This is a genomic window from Streptomyces sp. NPDC045021 (assembly GCF_056432645.1).
Genome location: NZ_JBWKIQ010000002.1, coordinates 249,784 through 270,887, shown reverse-complemented (window position 1 = coordinate 270,887; position 21,104 = coordinate 249,784). Strand labels below are relative to the sequence as shown.

Here is a 21,104-nt window from a genome sequence, read left to right as displayed (position 1 = left end):
AGGGGCTGTTCTGTTGTCGTCCGGTGCGCCTCACAGCGTGAAGAAGGAGCCGCTGCGCGGCGCGACCTTCGAGCGGCGTTCCGCCGAACAGCAAGAGGAGCACCCCCCGTGGCTGGTGCTCTTCTTGCTGGTCCGGGTGTGCGCGCGGGTCAGAACACCCGCTCTTGCTCGGGTGGCGGCGGGGCGGCCGGGCGGGTCATTTCGAGGTAGCGGCCTTCGCTGGTGCGGCCGGTGTCGATGATGACGCCGCGTGCGGCCAGCGTCGGTTGGAGGCGCTTGAGCCGATCGGAGAGGACTTTGCCCGTGGTCGGCCACCCTTTGGGCAGAGGACGCAGTTCGTCGCCGCTGTGCAGGCGGCTGAGGCAGTGCAGCCACTGCGTGGACGTCATCCGCTGCGCTGCGCCCGGGTCAAGGGTCTCGGCGTGCTGGAGGACGGTCTGCGCCAACAGGTCCCCCTCGATCACGTCGTCATTCAGGTCGTCCAGACTGGCCCGGTACGCGGTGAGCGCCCCCAGGCCGGCGGCCGCGTCGAGTTGTGCGCACAGGTGCGCGAAGTCCGCCATCCGCAGATCGGTCGGGGTCTCCACGTCCATGGCGCGGACCTTGACCGTGAGGTCCAGGAGTGAGCCGAGGATGACGGGCAGAACTTCCGCGTACTCGGCCCACAGTTCCGCTTCGGTGCGCCGGATGCGGGGCCGCACCAGGCGCAGCGGCAGCAGCCGTTCCGCCAGGTCCGGCCGGATCACGCCGACGTCGATGCCGGTCAGCAGCAGGGGGCGGCGATAGCCGAGGCGGAACACGTCCCCGTCGCTGAACAGAGCCCGCTTGACGCTCTCAGCTCCGGTGACGATGCAGCACATCGCGTCGGACAGGTCCGGGGCCATGTGGGAGAGGTTGTCCAGGGCGGTGATCCACCCGGCCGCGACCGCTGTGATCAGGTCCCCTTCATCCTTCGGGGCCCGGCGCAGGTCCCCGCTCATGCCCTCGACGATCCGCAGCAGCATCCGCCCTGCGGTGGACTTCCCCGCACCCTGCGGCCCGGTGAGGAACGGGGCAGGGACCGGCACGGACGGCCCCAGGCAGCCGATCAGCCACGCGATGGCCAGGCATTCGGTCTCGGCGGTGGCGAAATTGCACAGCCGCATGAGTAGGTCGATGCCTTTGCCGCCGGTGTCCTTGGCCGGCAGGGGCAGTTCCCCGGTGAGCTGGGTGCGCCGCCAGCACACCTCCCGGGGGTCCGGTGTGAGGATGTCCCACCCGGTGGGATGGATGCGCACGGACTGCCCGTCATCACGCCCCAGGTCCAGCCACGTCGCCCCGTCGAACCCCGGAGCCACCCGGATATTCACCGCATGCGTCTCCTCATACAGCGCCAGCGCTTCAATCAAGTCCAACGCCTCCTTGATCGCGGTGCCGTTGAACACCCCAACCCCGTCGCGGTACATGCCGACGATGAGTTCTTGGCGGTGGCTGCCGGTCGTGCCCTGCGAGCGCATTGGGCGGGCCACGGGGTGGCCGTTGCGCTGCGCGTACACGGTCCCGTCGGCGGTGCGGAAGTACCGGAAGTGCGCTTGCGCGTAGTCGGTGATGATCACTCGGGCGGGAGTCTCCTGGGACTTCTCGTCCTCGGCCATGTCACATCCCCAATCGGGTCAGGGCGTTGGTCCACGCGTCGGTGCAGTGCCGGGGCGATTCGCCCTTGGCCTGCGCGGCCGTGAACAGCCGTCCGATGTGCGTTTCGGTGAGGCAGCCGCACTGGCCGTGCGCGGATAGCACCGCGAGGAACGTCCGGTACACGGTCGCGTGCACCGCCTCGCGGGCTTCGGTGATGCGCTGCTCAGCCATGCCGATGCCCCGGTCGAGATAGGTGGCCGTACGGTGCGGGCACTCGCCGTGGCCAGCCCGTGCGGGCCTGGCGATGGACGCCGGACGGACCGTGACGGTCTCCTTCACGAGCAGAGCGAGGACGGTCGATGGCAGGGGTGCCAGGGTGCCGGTGCCCCAGCCGAGCCAGCGGGCGTAGGCCATGGTGGATTTGATGTCCACGCCGGGCCGTACGTCGTTTACCGAGCGCATGGCGCCTTGGTAGATCCAGTGCTCGCCCCGGGTGGTGGCCACGATCCGTGTGACGGGCAAGACGTCACGGGCCCATGCGATGGCCTGCGCGTTGTCCAGGTCCACCACGGTCAGCCCCGCCCCGCCCGGGTGGTAGGCGAGCGTCTGCGCCTGCCGCCATGCCTTGTCCCAGGCAGGCGAGGCGATGACGTGGCGGTCGGTGGTGGCGGCGGCCCAGGCGTGGCAGACCGCCGGGCACCGGCAGGGACCGGCGGTCTTCATGTTGGGCCGCCCGCCGCAGGCGTTGCCGGAGCAGGCGCGGCAGTTCCCGAACGGCACCTTCCCCGCCCGCAGCGGCAGTACGGGCAGGCGGGCTGCGGCGAGGTCCAGGGCGGTGTTCAGCAGCTCGTTCATGCCGCCACCTCCGCCGTGCTCGCGAGGAAGGCGTCTGCGATCCAGCGCGTGTACGCGGGGGGAAGTGCCTCGCGCAGGTTGAAGTGATCGGCGGACCAGTCGATCCCCTTCGCCTGCTGGATCTCTTCCACGGTGCCTTTGCCCCCGCCCTTGCCGTACGCGGCGATGTAGGGGCCGTCGTAGTACGTGCCGTGCCGCCACCCGCGCACGCGTCCTCGGTGGGCGGGGTGGGCCGGCCGGGGGGTGTTCCATCCTCCGAGTTCGAAGTACCGGTGCATCAGGACGGCCAGGCCGAACTGTTCGCCGCACAGCCGCAGGTCTTTGCGGACCTCGGAGCCGGCCACGTTCTCCATCGCGTACGGCCGCCCCGTGCTGTCCAGCGCGGTGCGGGTCGGGGCGATCAACCGGGGATGGTCGCGCCCCAGGAGCGCGTTGCGGGCGGCGTTGCTGCCTTTGGTGGGTGCGCCTTCGCCCTGGCAGGGCGGGGAGGCGTGGATGAAGTCGTATTCCGCGCCGTGGGCGCGGATGTACTCGATGGCGTCGCCCTGGATGAAGGCGTCGCCGCAGTAGTCGGGCATGGGACGCAGGTCGATGCCGGTGACGTGGAACCCGGCCTGCTGGTAGCCGCGCGTGGCGCCACCGATGCAGCAGAACGCGTCCAGTAAGCGGGGTCGCCGGATGTCGGTGGGTTGGGTCATGCTGGATGTCTCCAGTTCTCTGCACTGAGCGGGAGACCAGGGCGGCCCGGAACTTTGGCGAGATGCGGGCCGCCCTAGCCATGGCTAGCTGTGGAAGTGGTTGCGCTTGATCACGGCGCGGCGGATGTTCACGACCGTTCCGCCCGTGCCGTGGCCGGGCCCGAGGACGCGCACGGCGACGGCTCCGCCGAAGATGACTGCGGCCAGGATGATGAGCTGATGGATGAACGCGGCCAGCACCGCGATGAAGCTGGTGAGGATCAGCAGCCCGCCGCACACGGCCGCGAACCCGATCCCGCCAAGCGCGAGGTTCACAGCCGTGCGGCTGACCGCCGGGCGGGCAGCTGGCGGCCCGGCCGGGGTCTGCGGGGCGAGCGCGTAGCCGGTCACGATCCGCCCGTCCGGGAGCTGAATGCTCTGCACGGCGGGCACCGGACCGGCGGCGGGCACGATCGGCGCGGCTGGGGTCGGTGCGAGGGGTACGGGCTGGTAGATGGTCACGGCCTGCTCGGCAGGCTGGTGGTAGGCGTACTCGGACACGATGCGGAATCCCTTCGCGGGGAAGGCAGGGAGGCAGGAGCACCCCCTGTCAGGTGGCGTGTGGAGGGGGTTCCAGGGGGCTGACCTGCGCGCCTCCCTGCCTCCCTGGCGGATCATCAGTCCTGGTCAGGCCCGGGGAGGCGGGTCAGGGAGGCGGTCAGGGAGTTCTCCCTGCCTCCCTGACCCGTCACCGCTCGGCTCCCTCTACTCAGCGGCGGAAGTGGAACCGTCCTGCGGGCGGTTGGCGATGGCCCGCAGGAGGCGGTCACGGCCGATGACCATGCGCCCGTCGGACTTGTACGGCTCAGCTCCGGTGCCATCGAGCACCCGCTTGAGGTCGATGAACGACCAGCCGCCGTACGCGTCCTCATTGAGTGCGGCGAGCCGCTTGAGAACGTCCTGGGTGAGCACGCGCGCCGCGTCGCCGACGACGGCCGCGATGTCGGCGAGCGGGTCACGGTCCTCGCCGGACTCGATGACGTGCAGCGTGGTGACGCCATCGCGCAGCGCCTTGGCGCGGTCGGTGATGGCTTCGGCGCCGTCGTCGTCGATGTAGTGCGTGCGGACCGTGATGGACGCCTGTCCGGCCGGGATGGCGATGCCGGAGGAGGCGACGACCAGGGTTCCTTGGTCCAGGCCCGGCCGGAGCAGGTTCGGTGCGGCGCCGCCGTCGACGGCCTTGTCTCCGAGCGCCATGCGGGCTTGGGACTCGGTGCCCAGCGCGAGCGATGCCCGGGTGTGGGCGCCTTCGCGGACCAGCTTGGGAAGGTTCTGGTCGGTGGGGTCCTGGGTGCCTTGCCACATCAGGACGTTGACGGCCCGCCCCTGGTTGTGGATTTTGCGGACGGCCATGAAGTACCGGGAGTTGGCCTTGGACCCGCCGTAGGGGCGCTTGTCGGCGTCCTTGAGCGGGCACATGAACGCGACCTGCGCTTCATCGACCAGCACGACCAGGGCGGGGAACACCGTGCCGGGCGGTGCCTGGATGCGACGGTTCATCTCTTCCACCGCGCCTTCGACCATCTCGGTCACCTGGATCACGTGCTCATCCGTCGGCCCCTGGATAAGGGTGGTGGCCAGGCCATCGAACATGGCCCAGTCGCCCACGCCCTTGAGGTCGCCCATCAGGAACTGCACCGACTTGTCCAGTGCCAGCCACAGGGCCAGGGAGCGCAGGGCAACGGTCTTGCCCTGGTTCGACAGCCCCGTAATCAGCAGGTGGCGCTGGTAGAGGCTGATGGCTGCCGTGTCGCCGCGCAGGTCCTGGCCCCAGGGGGCGCGGCCCTTGGCGTAGTCGGCGGTCATCGTGTCGTCGGTGGTCAGCGGGGACGGCCCGATCGGCTCGTCCAGAGCGCCGGAATCGGCGATCCACAGGCGGACCGTACGGGCCGCGACGGGGATGGTGATGAACACTTCGTGCTCGTGCCGGGCCAGGTTCTCGGCGAGCTTGCGGCGCCGGTTCTGCACTTCGATCGTCGACACCCCGGACGGCAAAGTCACGTCGACCTCGACCCCGCATCCTGCGATGCGGATGGGGCCGAGCATGGCCGCGCCGGCGTCGCCCATCTCCTTGATGGCGTTGCGCAGCGGAGCAACGCCCAGGTCTCGCAGCGCCTTGACCACGATCGAGGGGGTGATGGGTTCGCCCTCGCCGTTGCGGATGGTGGCGGGCAGCGCCCACTGCGGTGCGGCCTGCTGATTGCGGCCGACCGCCCACAGTCCCAGCAGCGCCAGGAATGGGCCGATGGTGATCAGCGGCCCCCATACCGCCTGCACGATGATGATGAGCAGGCTGATGAAGTTCACCACCGCCATCAGCGGCGTGACCACATCGCCGACATCCTTCGTGGCGACGGCCAGGACGACACCGAGCGCGACCAGTGAGCCGATGCCCATGCCGGTGCCGACCAGCAGGCCCCGGGCGGCGTCGACGGGGGCGGTGAGCAGGTCCATGCGGCGGCGGTGGCGTTCGGTGCGAAAGCGCTGCCCGCGCTCCTCCCAATCGGCCGCCAGCTCCATGTTCCCGGCCGCCTCAGCGGCCCGCTGCATCCGCTCGTACCGGGAGGCGGTTCGCCCTTCCCAGGTGCGTCGGGCCACGATCCGGGTGCCACCGACCGCGTACATCGTGTGCCGGACAGCCACCCGGCCGGCAGCGCGGGTGTGTTCGTGGGTGGCGGCGGTCTGGATGGCCCGTGCGGAGCGCATCCACAGCGGGATGACGGAAGCCGCGGGAACGGCAGCGAGCGCGGCCGGGGCCGATGCCAGGTCGGTGGGCGTTGTGTTGGTGGGCTGATCTTTGAACAGACGGACGACGTTCTCACTCATGCTGGAGTTCTCCTGTCGTGCCCTGAGGGTGGATAGGGGTGCGGGGCGGCCGGTTTCCTTGGCCGGGGTCGGCCGCCCCAGTACGTGCGCTGTGGTGCGGGTTAGGCGGTGGCGCTGGGAACGAGCCGGTCAGCGAGGTACTCGCGCCCGTATGCCTCTTCCTCTTCGCGCTCCAGGGCGCGGGCGCTCTCGCGCCTTTGGCGGTGGGAGAGGCGCTTGATACCGAGTTCGTCGCGCACGTCGGCGATGACGCGCTCACGCACCCCCCGGCGGCTGAACTGCATGGCGTGCACCAGCTCGTGCACGAGGGTGATCGCGAAATCCGCCGGGGTGTGGTGCTGGTCGAGGTTGAGAAGGATCAGTGCCCCGCCGTCGGCCAGCGGAACGGCGCGAGCGGCGGCATCGCGGGCGTGCCGGTCTGCCTCGCGCACCGCCTTGGCCCGCGCCCACCTGCTGGCCCCGCCAACCAATTCGGATTCCGCTGCGACGGACAGTTCCGCGATGCCCCGCGCAGTGGTCAAAACGATCTGCACGTCAGGCATCGAGCCGGACACCGCCCGGCTCACGAGCGGCACGGCCCGCGCAGCGAGCTGCTTAGCGGTGCGCAGGCTCTGACGTTGGCCGAACGCTTTGTGCGTGCTCACGGTGAGGTTCACGACGTCTCCGATTCGGTGGGATAGGCGCAGGGAACGCACATGCCGAGCGAGGCCGGGATGCAGTACCCGGCATCGGTCTGGCAGATCGGGCAGGTACGGCGGGCTTGCATGGCCTTGGCCAGGGCCGCGTACTTGGCCGGCGTCATCGGGCGGACCGGCTTGGCCAGGTCGACTCGGTAGAGGTAGGCGACCAGCGGTCCGCGCCGGTAGCGCGGCCGGAACACTTCCGCCTGCACTCCCTGACCGCCTGGACGTAGCCCCAGGGCCCGTAACTGACGACGCGTCGCCAACCCATCCGGAGCGCATCGCCACACGTGGCGCGGCAGCGTGCTTACCGGACCCGTAGACAGGCACTTTCCGTAGGTGAGGGACATCAGGACACCGCCTCAGCGGCAGGACCACTCGCGCCTCGTTCGGCACGCAGCGTGTCCCGCAGGGTCCGGGCGTTGGCGGCCGACGTGCGCACCGCCTTGCGGATCGCCTCACCGGTCAGCGCACTGTCGGACCAGTCGGCGGTAACCGACCGGGCCTCGCTCAGCAGGTCGCCTGCCGTGCGGACCAGTCGGGGGGTTCGGGCCACACTCGGCACCCGACCCGTCGCCCGACGCGGCGCCGGTTCAGCCGCCGCGATCGAACGCACGGGAGCCAGCGCAGTCGGCGTCGACTCCGGCGACTCCTCGATCGGGAAATTCGACTCAGGAACGGTTGAATCGAACGTCTGTACGTTTGCCGCAGGAGTCGACTCTTGCAGGTCAGGGGTAGACCGATTTCCTACGAGTTCGGCCGATTCTTCCGGCCGGGCGGTTGGCTCCGGTTGGTGGTGCAGCACCTTGGCGACGAGGTCGGAGCCGAAGTAGATCGACCCGACCGGCAGGGACGTGGCTAGCAGGACCAGGGCCCAGTTCGCCGGGCCCCAGTCGGCCAGTCGGCCCCAGGTGTCCGCGCTGTTGTGGAGCTGCGGGACGAGGCCGTGTACGTAGTTCAGGACCAGCGACGCGAGCGTGTACGTCGCCAGCACCCGCAGGGCGAACCGCCGGGAGTCGCCCGTCAGAACGAGCGTGGCGACCAACGCCAGCGCCATCAGTCCGTCGACTACGAACGGGTAGAGCGTGGCTGCGGCACCATCGGCACCGATGGTGCGGGCCACGTCCCGCAGCGCGTTCCAGGACACCCGGAACGCCATCCCGACGACTACGACCAGCGCGAGGACCAGCAGCGCCTTTGCGCGCCGGTTCATGCGCCGGCCTCCGACGTGGTGTCGGTGGTGCGGTTGATCAGGTCTCGGCGTGCGACAAGTACCTTGCGGTAGGCCCGGCGGATCCGCCTGTTGTCCAGCTCGTTGACCGGGCGGTCAAGCGTCCGGATCTGTGCGTCCAGCAGCTCGACTTCCGCCCGAATGACGGGCATCTCGGACTCGATCGCGTCCAGCTCCGCGAACGTGGGCTCACGGTCGCACGTGGCGGCCGTAACAGCCGCCTGAACAGTGCCGATGTACCTCATGGGTCGTGTTCCTCTCAGGGTGGACGGCCTCAACGGCGGCCCCGGTGTGTCAGCACCGGGGCCGCGCCATGGAGTGGCAGACGTGCGAGAACTCGGGTGATCCATAGCCGCCCGCCTACGCCGACCGGAAAGCCGGGATTGCGGCACGGCCCCTGCTCACTCCCGAAGGTCAGTGAGCGGCGCCCCTTTTCTTGACCCGGGGAGGTGGTGACCCCGGACCGCCCTACTCACGGGACGGCTCGTGCTGCTCGGATCACTCCGAGCGGCCTCCCGAACCCCGAATGAGCGGGCTGGAGGCGACCCCATCGACCACCCGAGAGCAGGTGGCTGGGGCGGCACACTGTTCAGTTCTCAATCAACGAGCGCTCCGCTCTCCCGACCTGTCTCCAGGCCGTTCAAGCGCGCTTGGCCGGGCTTGCGATCCGGCGTTGTAGCCATTGTCCGTACAATGGCTACAGACAGGATGCTGACAGAGGGATGCAGAGACGTCAAGCACATTGGCTGCATTGACTAGACAATGGGCCCAGCAAGCGGCTTTCATGGAGTCATGACGGTGAATCGGCTCGGGCGAACCCCCATGTACCAGCAGATTGCAGACGCTCTCAGAGATCAGATCGACGCAGGGACGCTGGCTGCGGGTACCAAGCTGCCCACCGAGGCGGAGCTGCGGGACGAGTACGACGTCTCCCGCGAGACCGTGCGCAAGGCATTGGCACTTCTCGTCAACGAAGGACTGATCGTCTCCGCCCGACCGCAAGGTCACTTCGTTCGCCAACGCCAGCCGATGGTGTTCCGGCCGCAGGCTGAGTTTCGGAAGCGTCCTTTCTCGCCGGAGATGGACGCCTTCGTGACCGAGTTCTCAGCGGAAGGGCGAGAGCCGCGCCAGGAGATCGAAGTCGCCATCGTGGAACCTCCGGCCGAGGTCGCCAAGCGGCTGCACATCGAGCCGGGCGAGTTGGTGGCCGTACGCAAGCGAGTGCGCTACCTGGACGGGGAGCCGTTCAACATCAATGACAGCTATTTCCCGCTCAGCATCGTGCGCGACTCCGAGATCATGAGGCCGGAGGACATCGGCCGTGGCGCAAACGAGGTGCTTGCCGAACTCGGCTACCGGCAGGTCCGCGCCCTTGACGAGTTGTACGTGCGGATGCCGACACCCGAGCAGGTACACCGTCTGGACCTTGGGCCCGGGACGCCGGTCGGATATCACATCACCACCGGGCACACAGCCGACGGCAAGCCGGTTCGTGTGGCCATCACGGTCCTGCCCGGTGATCGCCACGTGATCTCCTACGAGCGTCAACGGGAAACGGCAGGCGAGGAATCGTGACCGAGCTGGACATCAGGGCCGCCCTGCCCGACGAACTCGAACTCGTTGAAGGTCTACTCAGTGAGGCGTCGGGCTGGCTCGCCTCACGCGGGATCGACCAGTGGCAGTACCCGCCGCACACCGACCGCATCGGTCAGGCGCTGCTGCGCGGTGAGGTGTTCCTTGCCTTCACCAATGGCCAGCCCATCGCCACGCTGCAGGTTGATGCCTCCGCCGATCCCGAATTCTGGACGCCGGAAGACAAGCCCGCGACTGCCCTCTACGTACACCGCATGGCGGTCAGCCGGGAGGCTGCCGGCACGGGAGTCGGTGGCGTGCTGCTGGACTGGGCTGCGGAGCAGGCCGCCGCCGCAGGGAAGACATACCTGCGGCTTGACGCTTGGAAGGACAACCCCGGCCTGCACCGCTACTACGAACGTGCGGGTTTCACGCTCATTCGCGTAGTCGACCTACCCCATAGGCGATCCGGAGCACTGTTCCAGCGATCGACGCTGCCCACGGCTCAGCTCCGAGCCTCGCGATAGGTCCGCCAGAGCACGGTTGCGGCGGCGCACTGAAACGCAGACTTCGGGCAGTCCTGACACTTGCTCATATGGTCGACGTAGGCGCGGTAGGCGGTGTGCCCTTTGCCCTCAAGGGCATTGCCGTACATCACCGCAGGTGGATCGGTTGCATCCTCTGTATCAGTCCGGCGCCCATCAGTACGCTCTGCCATGTCGACTCCCTCGCAGTCGGCCACCCCCCGAACCGGTCGCACGGTTGCGGGGGATTCTCTATCCACCATCTGACCGTACTACCCCCTGCTACCCCCGTGGCTAGCTATGGCGGGGCAGGGCCACCTGCCTAGCTTGCGAAGTATGACCATCGACCGCGAAGGACCCGTGCCGCCCTATCGGCAGATTGCTGCCCAGTTGCGCGAGCGGATCACTGACGGCTCGATCCCCGTCGGCCGGCGGATCCCGAGCCTGGTTGAGATGGAACAGGAGTACGGAGTAGCCCGCGACACCCTGCGCAAGGCCGTCCAGGTACTCAAGGATGAGGGACTGGTTGAGACCGTGAACGGCATGGGCATCTACGTAATCGATCGGTCGGACAGCCCGCGATAGTCCCCGTCCGGGGCCGCCGCAGACAGCCTCATGGGCGACTGACCTCCCAGAACGATTCCGAGGTTGGCCGTCTGTGGGCCGTCCGAGGGTGACCGACGACCACCAATAACTACCGCTGGTGACCGCTCACCTCGACTCGTACCCGGAGTACTTGTGGTGGGCGGCTTGTGAGGTTACGCCCAAAGCTTCCCCGACGTCCTTCCAGGTCAAGCCCTGTTCGCGAGCTTTGACGACCTCTTCTCGAAGGACGGACTCGGCAGCGTCCCGAAGGACTGTGGCGATGATGACCCGATAGCGAGCGCTCGTGTCGCCGGCGCCCCTAGCCGATCTCCGGATCTGCTCTCGCATGATCTCGTCAGCCCTTGGGGTTCGGCTGTGTTCGATGCGCTGTGGGCGTGTAGCCATCAACGCATGTTGACAGACCTGACTGCCCGTCATGTGAGAAACAAGAAAGTTGGCTGATCAGAGCACCTATCGGCCAATCGGCTTTCCTGTCGGTGCCGGTCGCTAGCGTTGTTGTCTGAGGGTGCCAACGGGCCGAACGGCTACAGCCGAACGGCCCCCCGTTACAGCGGGAGGCCGTCCTCACACCAGCCCAAGTCCACTCAGGAGGCGCTACCCATGAACCTACGACGCACCGCTGTTCATCGCCAGTTCCGGCACTCTGCGTGCGAGCGATCGTTGCCCTATGTTGCAGGAACGTCGGTGGCTGTAATCGCTGTGATCACACCTGTCGTCGGGTCCGCGATCTGTTCGGGGGCGACTGTAGTGGCGCTCATTTGGGCCATGAATGGTCAGCGTGGCTGACAGGTCCGAGCCGGGGTGCTGGAGCGGCCGTAGCGGTGTGCTCCGGCTACCGTCTGAGGTTCGAAACGGTAGCTCTCGTCTACGCCAGTCCTTTACGCCAACGTCGGCGGACGCCGGCGCACCGTGGCGGAGGATGGCGCACACAGAAGCCGGTCACCAGGGGTTCCCAAGTGCGAACGTCTGTTGATCTAGACCTCTGATAAGGAAGAGGCCACAGGTTCAAGTCCTGTTAGGCCCACAGCGCGAAGAGGACCTACTCATCTCGAGTAGGTCCTCTTTGGCGTCCGGGGTGGGCCGTACGGGTACTGGTCCGCGGGGAGTGTTCGCCGGGTTCGGCGGGTGCTGTCCGGGACGGGAGTTGGAGCGGCTCAGGTCACCGTTGGGTATCGGCCGGTGTGTATAGTCGGGCGCGTCAGGGCTCTCCCAATCCAAGAAGGACGAGGTCGCGCGGTGAAGAAGTTTCTCCTGGTGGCACTGGCCGCCATCGGCGGGCTCCTCGTGTACCGCCAGATCCAGGCGGACCGCGCCGAGCAGGATCTGTGGACGGAAGCGACCGACTCCGTACCGGCAGGTTCCGGCGCGAGCGTCTGAGACGCCGAAGTGCTTCGAGGCCCCGACCGCACAGCGGTCGGGGCCTCTTGCTGTGTGGGGCTTGAAGTGTGTCGGACCTCTCGCTGTGGTGGACCTCCCGCTGTTGCGGGACCGTGACGGGAAACGTCTTGAGTTTGCTCACGCAAATCAATACCTTCGCGGTAGCAAATAAAGCCGGATTCGGCCGAGGGGGAGCACAGCATGCAACGACCACAGTGGCGCGCGGCCGCGGGGGCGGTGAGCGGCGGAGTGCTGATCGCCGTGCTCGCCGTGCTCGGCGGGCCGGCGACCGCGCAGGCCGCCGTACCGGCCGCGGACGACAGCCTGATCATGGTGCTGGACTCGTCCGGATCGATGGCGGGGGCCGACGGCTCGGGCAGTACGCGGATCGAGTCGGCCCGCAAGGCCGTCAACACCGTCGTGGACACCCTGCCGGACGGCCACCGGACCGGGCTGCGGGTCTACGGCGCCGGCAAGCCGCACGGCTGCGACGACACGCAGCTCGCCGAGCCGGTCGTCCCGCTGGACCGGGACGCGATGAAGAAGGCCGTGGCGGCCGTGCAGCCCAAGGGGGACACCCCGACCGCGCTGGCGCTGACCCGGGCCGCGGGCGACCTGCCCAAGGACGGACGGCGCACGATCCTGCTGATCTCGGACGGTGAGTCCAACTGCGGGGCTCCCAAGCCCTGCGAGGTGGCCGCCCAGCTGGCCGGGGACGGGATCGGCCTGCGGATCGACACCATCGGCTTCCAGGTGAAGGGCGCCGCCCGCCAGGAGCTGGAGTGCGTGGCCCGCGCGGGGCACGGCGCGTACTACGACGCCCCCGACGCAGCGGCCCTCGCCCGGCAGCTGGTGCGCGCGTCACAGCTCAGCGCCGACGCGTACCGCTTCGAGGGCACCCGCATCACCGGCGGGGCGACGGCGGCGCGAGCGGCGGACATCACACCCGGTCAGTACCTGGACACCATCGGGCCCGGTGAGACCCGCTGGTACGCGGCCGGTCTGGACGCCACCGCCACCGCGGACCTCGCGGTGACCGCGGTCCCGCAGCCGGGCGTGAAGGTCGGATACGGCGACGGCATCGAGCTGAAGGCGGCGTCGGCCGGCGAGTACGCGTTCACCTGCGACACCGGGTCCGCACACTTCGGGCAGGACGAGGGCGCGATGATCGTCACCGCGGCGGTGAGCCGCGTGCCCACCGCCAAGGGCGACGGCAGCTGCGACAAGGCCGGCCGCTACCTGCTGTCGGTGCACCGCACGAGCGCACCGGGATCCGACCAGGGCCGGTGGCCGATCGAGATCCGGTACGGGAGTGAAGCGCCGCTCAAGGCCGGGACCACGCCGGCGGCCGCCGAGACCGAGTACGGGGAGAAGCCCGCGCCGGTCGCCGGCGACCCGCGCGACATCGCGGGCGGCACCGGATTCAACGACGCGGCCACGCTCGCCAAGGGCGTCTGGCGCGACAAGCTGCTGCCCGCCCAGACCCGCTTCTACAAGGTGCGGCTGGGCTGGGGACAACAGCTGAGCTACGCGGCCGAGTTCGCCAACGAGCCGGTGCTGGACGACGCGTCCGGCGCCTCCGTCTGGAGTTACGTGGAGACGGGAACGTACGGGCCGGGCCGGCAGCCGGTGCGCGACGCCTCCGGCGGTGACGACCACCGCAGCTACACCGGCAAACCGCTCTCCGTGGGGCTGGGTACGGTGCCGGTGACCTGGACCAATCGTTGGGTCGTCGGCGGCTCGGCCCCCGCGGTGCACAGCGCCGGGGACTACTACATCGCCGTGTCGCTCGGCCCGAAGGCCGCGCAGCTGGCGAGGAACGCGGCGGTCGGTGTCGTCCTGCGGGTCAACGTGACCGGAGACGAACTGGCCGGGCCGCAGTACCAGGCACCGGCCCTGGCGAAGGGTCAGGCCGAGAACGGTGGCAAGGACGACGGCAAAGCCGGCAGCAAGGGCGCTGATTCGGCTGCGGGCCGCGACAGCGACGGCTCGAACGGGGGAGGATTCATGACCGGCAAGGACATGATCGCGGCAGGCGCGGGCGGGGCGGTCGCGCTCGCGGCCGTCGGCACGGTGGCGCTGGTGCGCCGGACGAAGAGGGGCGGAGCGTAATGCGCGGACTGGTGGTGGCGGTGGCGGTGGCCGGCGTGACGCTCGCCGGGCTGCAGGGCACGGCGCTGGCGGACACCGCCGTGCCCGTGTGGCAGCCGCAGGGCACGGCGGTGAAGGGCGCGGCCACGACGGCCGAGGCCCAGGCGCTCACGGCGGGCAGTACCTACAAGGACACCCTCAAGGTGGGTGACACCAAGTACTACGGCGTGGACCTGGACGCGAAGTCCGCGGCGTACCTGTCGGCGTTCGCCGTTCCGAAGCCGGGCGCCAAGGTCGCCTACGGGGACGGCATCGACCTCAAGCTGCAGAGTGCCGACGGTACCGACTGCGACAGCTTCGACGCGCACTTCGACAACGACGGTGCGGCCCGGCCGGTCGGCGGCTACACGGCGCGGACCATCGAGAAGGACGGGCGGTGCCAGGAGGCCAACCGCTACACCCTGCAGATCAAGCGGGAGAGCGCCGGGACCTCCGACCCGGCCGAGTGGCCCGTGGAGATCCGCTTCATGTCGGAGCCGGCCCTCAAGGCCGATGCCAAGCCGGCACCCGCCTCCAGCGCCACGGAAGCGTCTCCGACTCCGGTGACCGGAACGCCCAGGCCGGCGCAGGGCGGCACCAGCTTCGATTCCGCGGCCGCCATCAAGAGCGGTATCTGGAACGACAAGGTGCTGCCCGGCGAGACCCGCTTCTACAAGGTGCCGGTGGACTGGGGCCAGCACGCGGTGCTCTTCGCCGACTTCGCCAACGCGCCCGCGGCCAAGGAGAACGGCTTCCAGAGCGCCGGGGTGCGGGTCGACGCGTACAACCCGGCCCGCGGCCACCTCGACGACGTCACGGAGGCGTACGCGGGCAAGCAGACGTCGATCACCGCCCAGACCGTACCGGTCTCGTACGCCAACCGGTTCGAGAGCGGCAGCAAGGTCTCGGCGACGCGGTTCGCCGGCTGGTACTACTTCGCGGTCAGCGTCCACCCGGGCGTCAAGGACGTCGTGGACGGGCCGATCGGCGTCACCCTGCGGCTGGACGTCAAGGGCACGGCGACTCCCTCACCGGGGTACGACGGTGACGCGGCCAAGGCCGGATTCGGCATCGGCGGCGACGACCTCGCCAAGGCCGACGGCACGGCCACCGGCGGCGATTCGAGCTCGACGATGCGGCTCGTGGCGTTCGCGGCGCTCGGGGTGGGCACGGTGCTGCTGCTGAGCCTGGCGGTGTGGCTGGTGGCGGCCCGGCGGCGGCCGCGCGTTGCGGCTGCCCCTCAGGCGCCTCAGGCGCCTCAGGCTGGGTACGGGCCGCCGCCCAGCTGGTAGCGGGGTCGGGGGCCGGGTCCTCCGGGGTGGGGCTTCGAAATCGACTATTTACGGGCCTGGCGGCCCACAAATAGCTCGGCAGCATTTCGAAACCCCACCCCTGCGGCCCCGGCCCCCTCGCGTTCCTGCCATCCGCGGCTGCGGCTCAGGCCGCTGCCAGCGCCCAGATGCCTACCGCGAAGCAGAGCGCGGCGACGATGAGGATCGGGATCACCAGTTTGGCCGGGGGTCCCGGTCGGCGTGCCGGTGGTGCGGTGGGTCCGGTGGCGGGGGGCGTGGGGTGTACGGCCGCTGTGTACGGGCGGGTGGGCTCCGGGGGCTGAGGTGGGCCTGTGGGCGCCTGTGCCTGGGACTGGGCCAGTCCGTTCGTCTGGGGCTGGCTCTGCGCCGGTACGGCCGCCGTGTACGGGTTGTGCTCGGGGGGCGGCGGGGTCTGGGTTCCGGTCTGGGGGTAGCCGTACGCGGGCGGCTGCTGCGGTGCGTACTCCGGGGCCGGGGACGGTGCCGGGGCCGGGAGGTGGAAGCTGCTGGTTTCTTCGGGCCGGGCCCGACGCCGCTTCCGGTGCGGGCCCTGGGCGTCGAAGCCCTCCGGCAATGGGCCGATCTGGTCGAAGACCTCGACCGGCTCGTCGTCCAGGCCGGGCACCGACAGGAGTTCGGCGGCGGCGGACAGCGCCTTGCGTGCGCCGGTGGCGGTGCGGAAGCGGGCGTCCGGGTCGGGCTGCAGCAGGTTGCCGATGACCTGCCACATCGGCTCGGGCACGCCCTGCGGGGCGCGCGGGACGCCCTCGTTCAGGTAGCGCTCGAAGATCGCCTGGGCGTCCGGCTTCTGCCCGCTGAGCAGGTAGAGGGCGACCAGGCCGACGGCGTACAGGTCGGCCGGGAAGTCGGGTTCCGCGCCCATCATCTGCTCGGGTGCGAAGTAACCCGGCGTGCCGACGACGTAGTTGACCTCGGTCAGCCGCGGTTCGCCCTTGCGCATGGCGATACCGAAGTCCGACAGCCGCAGGTGCGGCTGGCCGGTGCCGGTGGCCTCCAGCAGGATGTTGGCCGGCTTGATGTCCCGGTGCACGACGCCTTCGGCGTGGACGGCCGTCAGCCCGGACAGCAGCTGGTCGAGCAGGGCGCACACGAAGTGCGGGGGCAGCGGCCCGTAGTCGCCGATCAGGTGCGAGAGCGATCCGCCGCGGACCAGGTCCATGGTGAACAGGACCTTGTCGTCGTCCGCGGCCCAGCTGGCGGGCGCCAGGACGTGCGGATGGTCGATCCGCATCGCCTGCTCGCGGACGAAGCGCAGCAGGGCGTGCGCGTCGCTCTGCTGGAGCACCTTCGCCGCGACATAGCGTCCCCGCCGGTGGTCCCAGGAGCGCCAGACCGCGCCGGAGCCGCCCCGTCCGATCGGGTCCACCAGCTCGTACCGGCCTGCGAAGACCTCACCCATGGTCTGCGACCCGCCCCCTGCTATTCCGTTCAGCCCTGGTGCGCCTCGTAATGGGCGATCGCTTCCGCGGTCCGCCCGGCGCCGTACACACGAAGGAACTCTGCCAGTTGTGGATGGCTGGAGGCGAGGGTGTTCGCTGCTTCCGCAATCTCTTCGGCGGACGCGACGGCCCGCAGCAGCGACTGGATGTCGCGTACGACGTGCCGGGCGAGGCCGGCGGCGGAGCCCGAGGAGGAGCTGTGCGTGGTGCTGGTGAGGACGGAGGAGCCGGACGACTGCCGGATGTCGTCCATCCGCGAGGTCGCCTCGGAGGACGTCACGCTGCCGTCCGCGACATGCCCGGCGAGATCCTGGAGTGCCTGGAGGCGCTGGACGACGGCCGGGTTGCCGATCTTCGCGCGCTGACCGCTCATCAGCTGCGAGAGCATCGGTGCGGAGAGCCCCAGCACGCCCGCCAGGCGGGCCTGGTTCAGCCCGAGATCGCCGATGAGGCGGCGGAAGAGGTCGCCGAGCGGCTCGCCGTACCAATTGCGCTGCAGCTCCTGCGCGCGGCTGGCGGCGTCGTGCGGAGAGGGGTCCATACGCACTCCTGTTTGCGGCCGTGAATCCTGCAAAGCATCCTACGTACCGGGATACTGGGTCGGAGTCGCGTTCCGGAACCGGTACGCTGTTCTGCGAAGCGGGGCCTTAGCTCAGTTGGTAGAGCGCTGCCTTTGCAAGGCAGATGTCAGGAGTTCGAATCTCCTAGGCTCCACAGTGTTGATCAGCGCGGGACCGCAAGCGGTCCCGCGCTGATTTGCGTATCGGATCACCATCCGGTGCTGCACAATCGGGGGCGTGATGTTCGGCATCCTTGGTGCGACGCAGGTCTGGAACACGGATGGCAGCGCGGTCGCCCTGGGTGGGCCGCGACGTCGGGCGCTGTTGGCGCTGCTGCTGCTCGACGCGGGCAGAGTGGTGACGCCCGAACGGTTGATCGACGGTCTGTACGGGGAGGATCCGCCGGCCGGGGTCGCGAACGCGCTCCAGTCGCAGGTGTCGCGGCTGCGCCAGGTGCTGCCGCAGCCGATCGAGTTCCACCCTGCGGGCTACCGGCTCGCGATCGACCCCGACGACGTCGACTCGCACCGTTTCCAACGGCTCAGTTCCGAGGGTCGTGAGGCGCTGGCCGCAGGCGACCCCGCGCGCGCCGCCGTGCTGCTGCGGGAGGCGCTGGAGCTGTGGCGTGGCCCCGCGCTGGCCGACGTGGGTGACGCGCCGTTCGCGCAGCCGCAGGTGACGCGCCTGGAGGAGCTGCGCGTCTCGGCGGCCGAGGACCGCATGGAGGCGGAACTGGCGCTCGGTGGTCACCGGGAGCTGGTCGCCGGACTGCGGGAGCTCGTTGACGCGTATCCGTTGCGCGAGCGGCTGCGCGGACAGCTGATGCGGGCGCTGTACGGCAGCGGACGGCAGAGCGAGGCCCTGGAGGCGTACGAGGCGGCTCGCAACGAGCTCGCCGAGACGCTGGGCGCGGATCCGGGACCGGAGCTGGCCGCCGTGCACCTGGCGGTGCTGCGCGGGGATCCGGGACTGACGCCCGCCACCCACGCGCATGTTCCACGTGGAACATCGCCCACGACGACCACCACGCCCGTATCGATGACGGCCTCCGAGCCGTCCGGACCCCGTTTCGTGCTGCCCACGCAGCTCACCAGTTTCGTCGGCCGCGACGAGGAGCTGGACCGGATCGCGGCGCAACTGTCCGAGGGGCGGCTCGTCACCCTCATCGGCCCCGGTGGCGCGGGGAAGACCCGGATCGCGGTCGAGGCGGCCGGGCGGTACGGCGGCGAGGCCTGCTTCGTCGAGCTGGCCGGGCTCATCGACGCCGCCGAGGTGCCGCACGCGATCCAGGGCGCGCTCGGACTGCGCGAGGCCGGGGTGATGCCCGGCGCCGGTCCGGCGCCTGATCCCGTCGCCCGGGTCACCGCGGCCCTCGCCGATCGCCCGCTGCTGCTCGTCCTGGACAACTGCGAGCATGTCGTCGGCGAGATCGCCAAGATCGTCGGCCAGCTGCTCGGGGACTGCGTACAGCTGCGCGTGCTGGCCACCACCCGCGAGCCGCTGGGGATCTCCGGCGAGACGCTCTGCCCGATCCCCCCGCTGCGGCTGCCGCCGCCCGGCACCGGCCGTGTCCGCGCGCTCGCGTTCCCCGCGGTGCGGCTGTTCACCGAGCGGGCCGTCGCGGTGCAGCCCGATTTCGAGCTGGCCGCCGATCTCGACGCCGTCCTCAGGGTGTGCACAGCGCTCGACGGACTGCCGCTGGCCATCGAACTGGCCGCCGCCCGGCTGCGTTCGATGTCCGCGTCCGAGATCGCCTCCCGGCTCGGCGTGGTGTCCGCGGTGCCGGAACAGAGCGAGTACGGGCCAGGGATCCGGCCCGATGAACGATTCCGCCTGCTCTCGCGCGGCAGCCGTACCGCTCAGCCCCGGCAGAAGACGCTGCGCGGGGTCGTCGACTGGAGCTGGGATCTGCTCACGGAGCCCGAGCGCGCCGTCCTGCGCCGGGTCTCGGTCTTCGCCGGCGGCTGGACGCTGGAGGCGGCGGAGGCCGTCTGCGCGGACCGTGTCGCGGACGACGGCACCACGGAGGGCGCCGGTACGCGGCAGGCCGGCGTCGACGCCTTCGACGTGCTCGACCTGATCGACTCGCTCGTCGACAAGTCCCTGGTCGTCGCCCACCGTCCCGAGGGCGCCGACGGCGTCCGCTACCGGATGCTGGAGACGATCCGCGCCTACGGTGCCGAACGGCTCGCGGAGGCCGGCGAGACGGCGGCCCTGCGCCACGCCCACGCCCGGTACTTCCTCGGCGTGGCCGACGAGGCGGAACCCCATCTGCGCCGCGCGGAACAGCTCGACTGGCTGCGGCGGCTCTCCGCCGACCAGGACAACCTGCACACCGCGCTGCGGCGCCGCGTCGAGGACGGCGACCCCGCGACGGCGCTACGGCTGCTGGCCCCGCTGTCCACGTACTGGCTGCTGCGCGGCGTCCGCCTGGCGGGCGCCGGGCCCGCCCGCGCACTGCTCGACATCCTCGGCCCGGAGCCGCCGGAAGGGCTCGACGAGGAGTACGTGCTGTGCGTCCTCGCTGCGGCCAACGGCGCCTCCGATCACCAGGAACTGGGCGGGCACACGGCCGCCGCCGAGGCGGTCATGGCCGGCCTCAGCTACATTCCGCAGCGCTTCCCCAGCCTCACCGTCATCTGGGCGATGGCGATGGGCGCGCCCACCAGCGACGCCGGGGAGCTGATCTCGCTCACCCTGGACCAGCCGGGCCGCGATCCCTGGGCCGTGGCGCTGCTGCACCTGGGGCAGGGCTATGCGTACTGGATGGTGCTGGGCGACACGGCCCGCGCGGAGCAGGAGTTCACCCTGGGGCTGGCCGGCTTCCGGGTGCTCGGCGACCGCTGGGCGATGGCCAACGCGCTGGATGTGCTCGCCCAACTCGCGGACTGGCACGGCGACCACGAACGCGCCGCCGCACTGACCGACGAGGCGCTCGGCTACGTCGAACCGCTCGGCGCCATCGAGGACATGGCGCAACTGCTGTGCCGGCGGGCCGAACGCAGCGCCCGTGACGGGGACGTCGAGGCGGCCCGCGCCGACTACGAGCGGGTCGTCGAGCTGTCCGGCCGGGCCGGTGCGCCCGACTGCATGGCGCTGGCCCACCTCGGCCTGGGCGAGGCCGCCCGGCTGCGCGGCGAGCTGGCCGAGGCCCGCGCGCTCTGCGACCTGGCGCTCAGCGAGAGCGGCACCGGGTGGGCCGGCGTCGACATGAACCGTTCGCTGATCCTCATCGCACTGGCCCGGATCGCCGAGGCCGAGGGCGATTCGGAACAGGCCCGCGGCTACTACCGGCAGGTCCCCGAGGCCGAGTTGGTGAGCCGCAACGGACCGGTCGCCGCGAGCTTCGCCGAGGCGCTCGCCGGTCTGGCGCTGCTGGACGGCGCACCGGAGCGGGCCGCGCTGCTGCTCGGCGTCGCCCGGACGCTGCGCGGAGCCGAGGTGCCGCCCGACCGGGACACCGCCCGGGTGAGCGCCGCCGCCCGCGCCGCGCTCGGTGACACCGCCTTCGCGGTGGCGCACGCCCGCGGGGTCGCGCTCTCCCGTGAACAGACGGCGGTGGCGCTGACCGACTTCGACAGTGCGCGGTCAGCGAACGGTCAGTGACCGGTCAGAACGC

The 21,104-nt window shown here is 70.1% G+C and carries 18 protein-coding genes and 1 tRNA gene; 8 read left to right on the top strand and 11 right to left on the bottom strand.

Annotated elements, in window-relative coordinates:
* Positions 1-149: 149 nt before the first annotated feature.
* The 9 genes from AC07DC_RS08280 to AC07DC_RS08240 all read right to left on the bottom strand — a co-directional run bounded on the left by AC07DC_RS08280 (position 150) and on the right by AC07DC_RS08240 (position 8,188).
* On the bottom strand, positions 150-1,634 hold the full coding sequence (locus tag AC07DC_RS08280) for an ATP-binding protein (RefSeq protein ID WP_478913098.1): 1,485 nt from the start codon (positions 1,632-1,634) through the stop codon (positions 150-152).
* 1 nt (position 1,635) lies between these two features.
* On the bottom strand, positions 1,636-2,469 hold the full coding sequence (locus tag AC07DC_RS08275; protein WP_478913097.1) for a bifunctional DNA primase/polymerase: 834 nt from the start codon (positions 2,467-2,469) through the stop codon (positions 1,636-1,638).
* Complete coding sequence (locus AC07DC_RS08270; protein ID WP_478913095.1) at positions 2,466-3,167, bottom strand: DNA cytosine methyltransferase; 702 nt, start codon at positions 3,165-3,167, stop codon at positions 2,466-2,468. Before AC07DC_RS08270 ends, AC07DC_RS08275 begins: the two co-directional genes overlap by 4 nt.
* Before the next feature lie 84 nt (positions 3,168-3,251).
* Positions 3,252-3,710 carry a hypothetical protein gene (locus AC07DC_RS08265; RefSeq protein ID WP_478914068.1) on the bottom strand — a complete coding sequence of 153 codons (459 nt, stop codon included), beginning with the start codon at positions 3,708-3,710 and terminating at the stop codon, positions 3,252-3,254.
* Positions 3,711-3,911: 201 nt separating this feature from the next.
* A complete protein-coding gene (locus tag AC07DC_RS08260; protein WP_478913094.1) occupies positions 3,912-6,032 on the bottom strand; it encodes an FtsK/SpoIIIE domain-containing protein in 2,121 nt (706 codons plus the stop codon).
* Positions 6,033-6,133: 101 nt separating this feature from the next.
* Positions 6,134-6,688: a hypothetical protein gene (locus AC07DC_RS08255; RefSeq protein ID WP_478913092.1), complete on the bottom strand. Its 555-nt coding sequence runs from the start codon at positions 6,686-6,688 to the stop codon at positions 6,134-6,136.
* Positions 6,685-7,062 carry an RRQRL motif-containing zinc-binding protein gene (locus tag AC07DC_RS08250; protein WP_478913090.1) on the bottom strand — a complete coding sequence of 126 codons (378 nt, stop codon included), beginning with the start codon at positions 7,060-7,062 and terminating at the stop codon, positions 6,685-6,687. Before AC07DC_RS08250 ends, AC07DC_RS08255 begins: the two co-directional genes overlap by 4 nt.
* Positions 7,062-7,925 (bottom strand): DUF2637 domain-containing protein, encoded by an 864-nt coding sequence (locus tag AC07DC_RS08245; RefSeq protein ID WP_478913088.1) that lies wholly within the window; start codon positions 7,923-7,925, stop codon positions 7,062-7,064. Before AC07DC_RS08245 ends, AC07DC_RS08250 begins: the two co-directional genes overlap by 1 nt.
* Positions 7,922-8,188: a DUF6284 family protein gene (locus AC07DC_RS08240; RefSeq protein ID WP_478913087.1), complete on the bottom strand. Its 267-nt coding sequence runs from the start codon at positions 8,186-8,188 to the stop codon at positions 7,922-7,924. Before AC07DC_RS08240 ends, AC07DC_RS08245 begins: the two co-directional genes overlap by 4 nt.
* Before the next feature lie 577 nt (positions 8,189-8,765).
* On the opposite strand from AC07DC_RS08240, the gene AC07DC_RS08235 reads away from it, so the two are divergent.
* From AC07DC_RS08235 to AC07DC_RS08210, 6 genes are all read left to right on the top strand, one after another.
* Complete coding sequence (locus AC07DC_RS08235; protein ID WP_478913085.1) at positions 8,766-9,518, top strand: GntR family transcriptional regulator; 753 nt, start codon at positions 8,766-8,768, stop codon at positions 9,516-9,518.
* Positions 9,515-10,042 (top strand): GNAT family N-acetyltransferase, encoded by a 528-nt coding sequence (locus AC07DC_RS08230; protein ID WP_478913083.1) that lies wholly within the window; start codon positions 9,515-9,517, stop codon positions 10,040-10,042. Before AC07DC_RS08235 ends, AC07DC_RS08230 begins: the two co-directional genes overlap by 4 nt.
* A gap of 333 nt (positions 10,043-10,375) precedes the next feature.
* Positions 10,376-10,624 (top strand): GntR family transcriptional regulator, encoded by a 249-nt coding sequence (locus AC07DC_RS08225; RefSeq protein ID WP_478913081.1) that lies wholly within the window; start codon positions 10,376-10,378, stop codon positions 10,622-10,624.
* 1,257 nt (positions 10,625-11,881) lie between these two features.
* Complete coding sequence (locus tag AC07DC_RS08220) at positions 11,882-12,022, top strand: DLW-39 family protein (RefSeq protein WP_018559211.1); 141 nt, start codon at positions 11,882-11,884, stop codon at positions 12,020-12,022.
* Positions 12,023-12,223: 201 nt separating this feature from the next.
* On the top strand, positions 12,224-14,134 hold the full coding sequence (locus AC07DC_RS08215) for a vWA domain-containing protein (protein ID WP_478913079.1): 1,911 nt from the start codon (positions 12,224-12,226) through the stop codon (positions 14,132-14,134).
* Positions 14,134-15,444 (top strand): hypothetical protein, encoded by a 1,311-nt coding sequence (locus AC07DC_RS08210; RefSeq protein ID WP_478913077.1) that lies wholly within the window; start codon positions 14,134-14,136, stop codon positions 15,442-15,444. The genes AC07DC_RS08215 and AC07DC_RS08210 overlap by 1 nt, the downstream gene beginning before the upstream one ends.
* A gap of 145 nt (positions 15,445-15,589) precedes the next feature.
* On the opposite strand, the gene AC07DC_RS08205 is transcribed toward AC07DC_RS08210, so the two are convergent.
* Positions 15,590-16,885: a serine/threonine-protein kinase gene (locus AC07DC_RS08205; protein ID WP_478913075.1), complete on the bottom strand. Its 1,296-nt coding sequence runs from the start codon at positions 16,883-16,885 to the stop codon at positions 15,590-15,592.
* A gap of 29 nt (positions 16,886-16,914) precedes the next feature.
* Entirely contained in the window at positions 16,915-17,466 is a 552-nt protein-coding gene (locus tag AC07DC_RS08200) for a helix-turn-helix domain-containing protein (protein WP_478913074.1), read from the bottom strand.
* A gap of 100 nt (positions 17,467-17,566) precedes the next feature.
* Between AC07DC_RS08200 and AC07DC_RS08195 the strand changes: the two genes are divergently transcribed.
* Together AC07DC_RS08195 and AC07DC_RS08190 are read left to right on the top strand one after the other, a co-directional pair.
* Positions 17,567-17,639: transfer RNA gene (locus tag AC07DC_RS08195), tRNA-Ala, on the top strand.
* Positions 17,640-17,725: 86 nt separating this feature from the next.
* On the top strand, positions 17,726-21,091 hold the full coding sequence (locus tag AC07DC_RS08190) for an AfsR/SARP family transcriptional regulator (protein WP_478913072.1): 3,366 nt from the start codon (positions 17,726-17,728) through the stop codon (positions 21,089-21,091).
* Positions 21,092-21,104 lie beyond the last annotated feature (13 nt).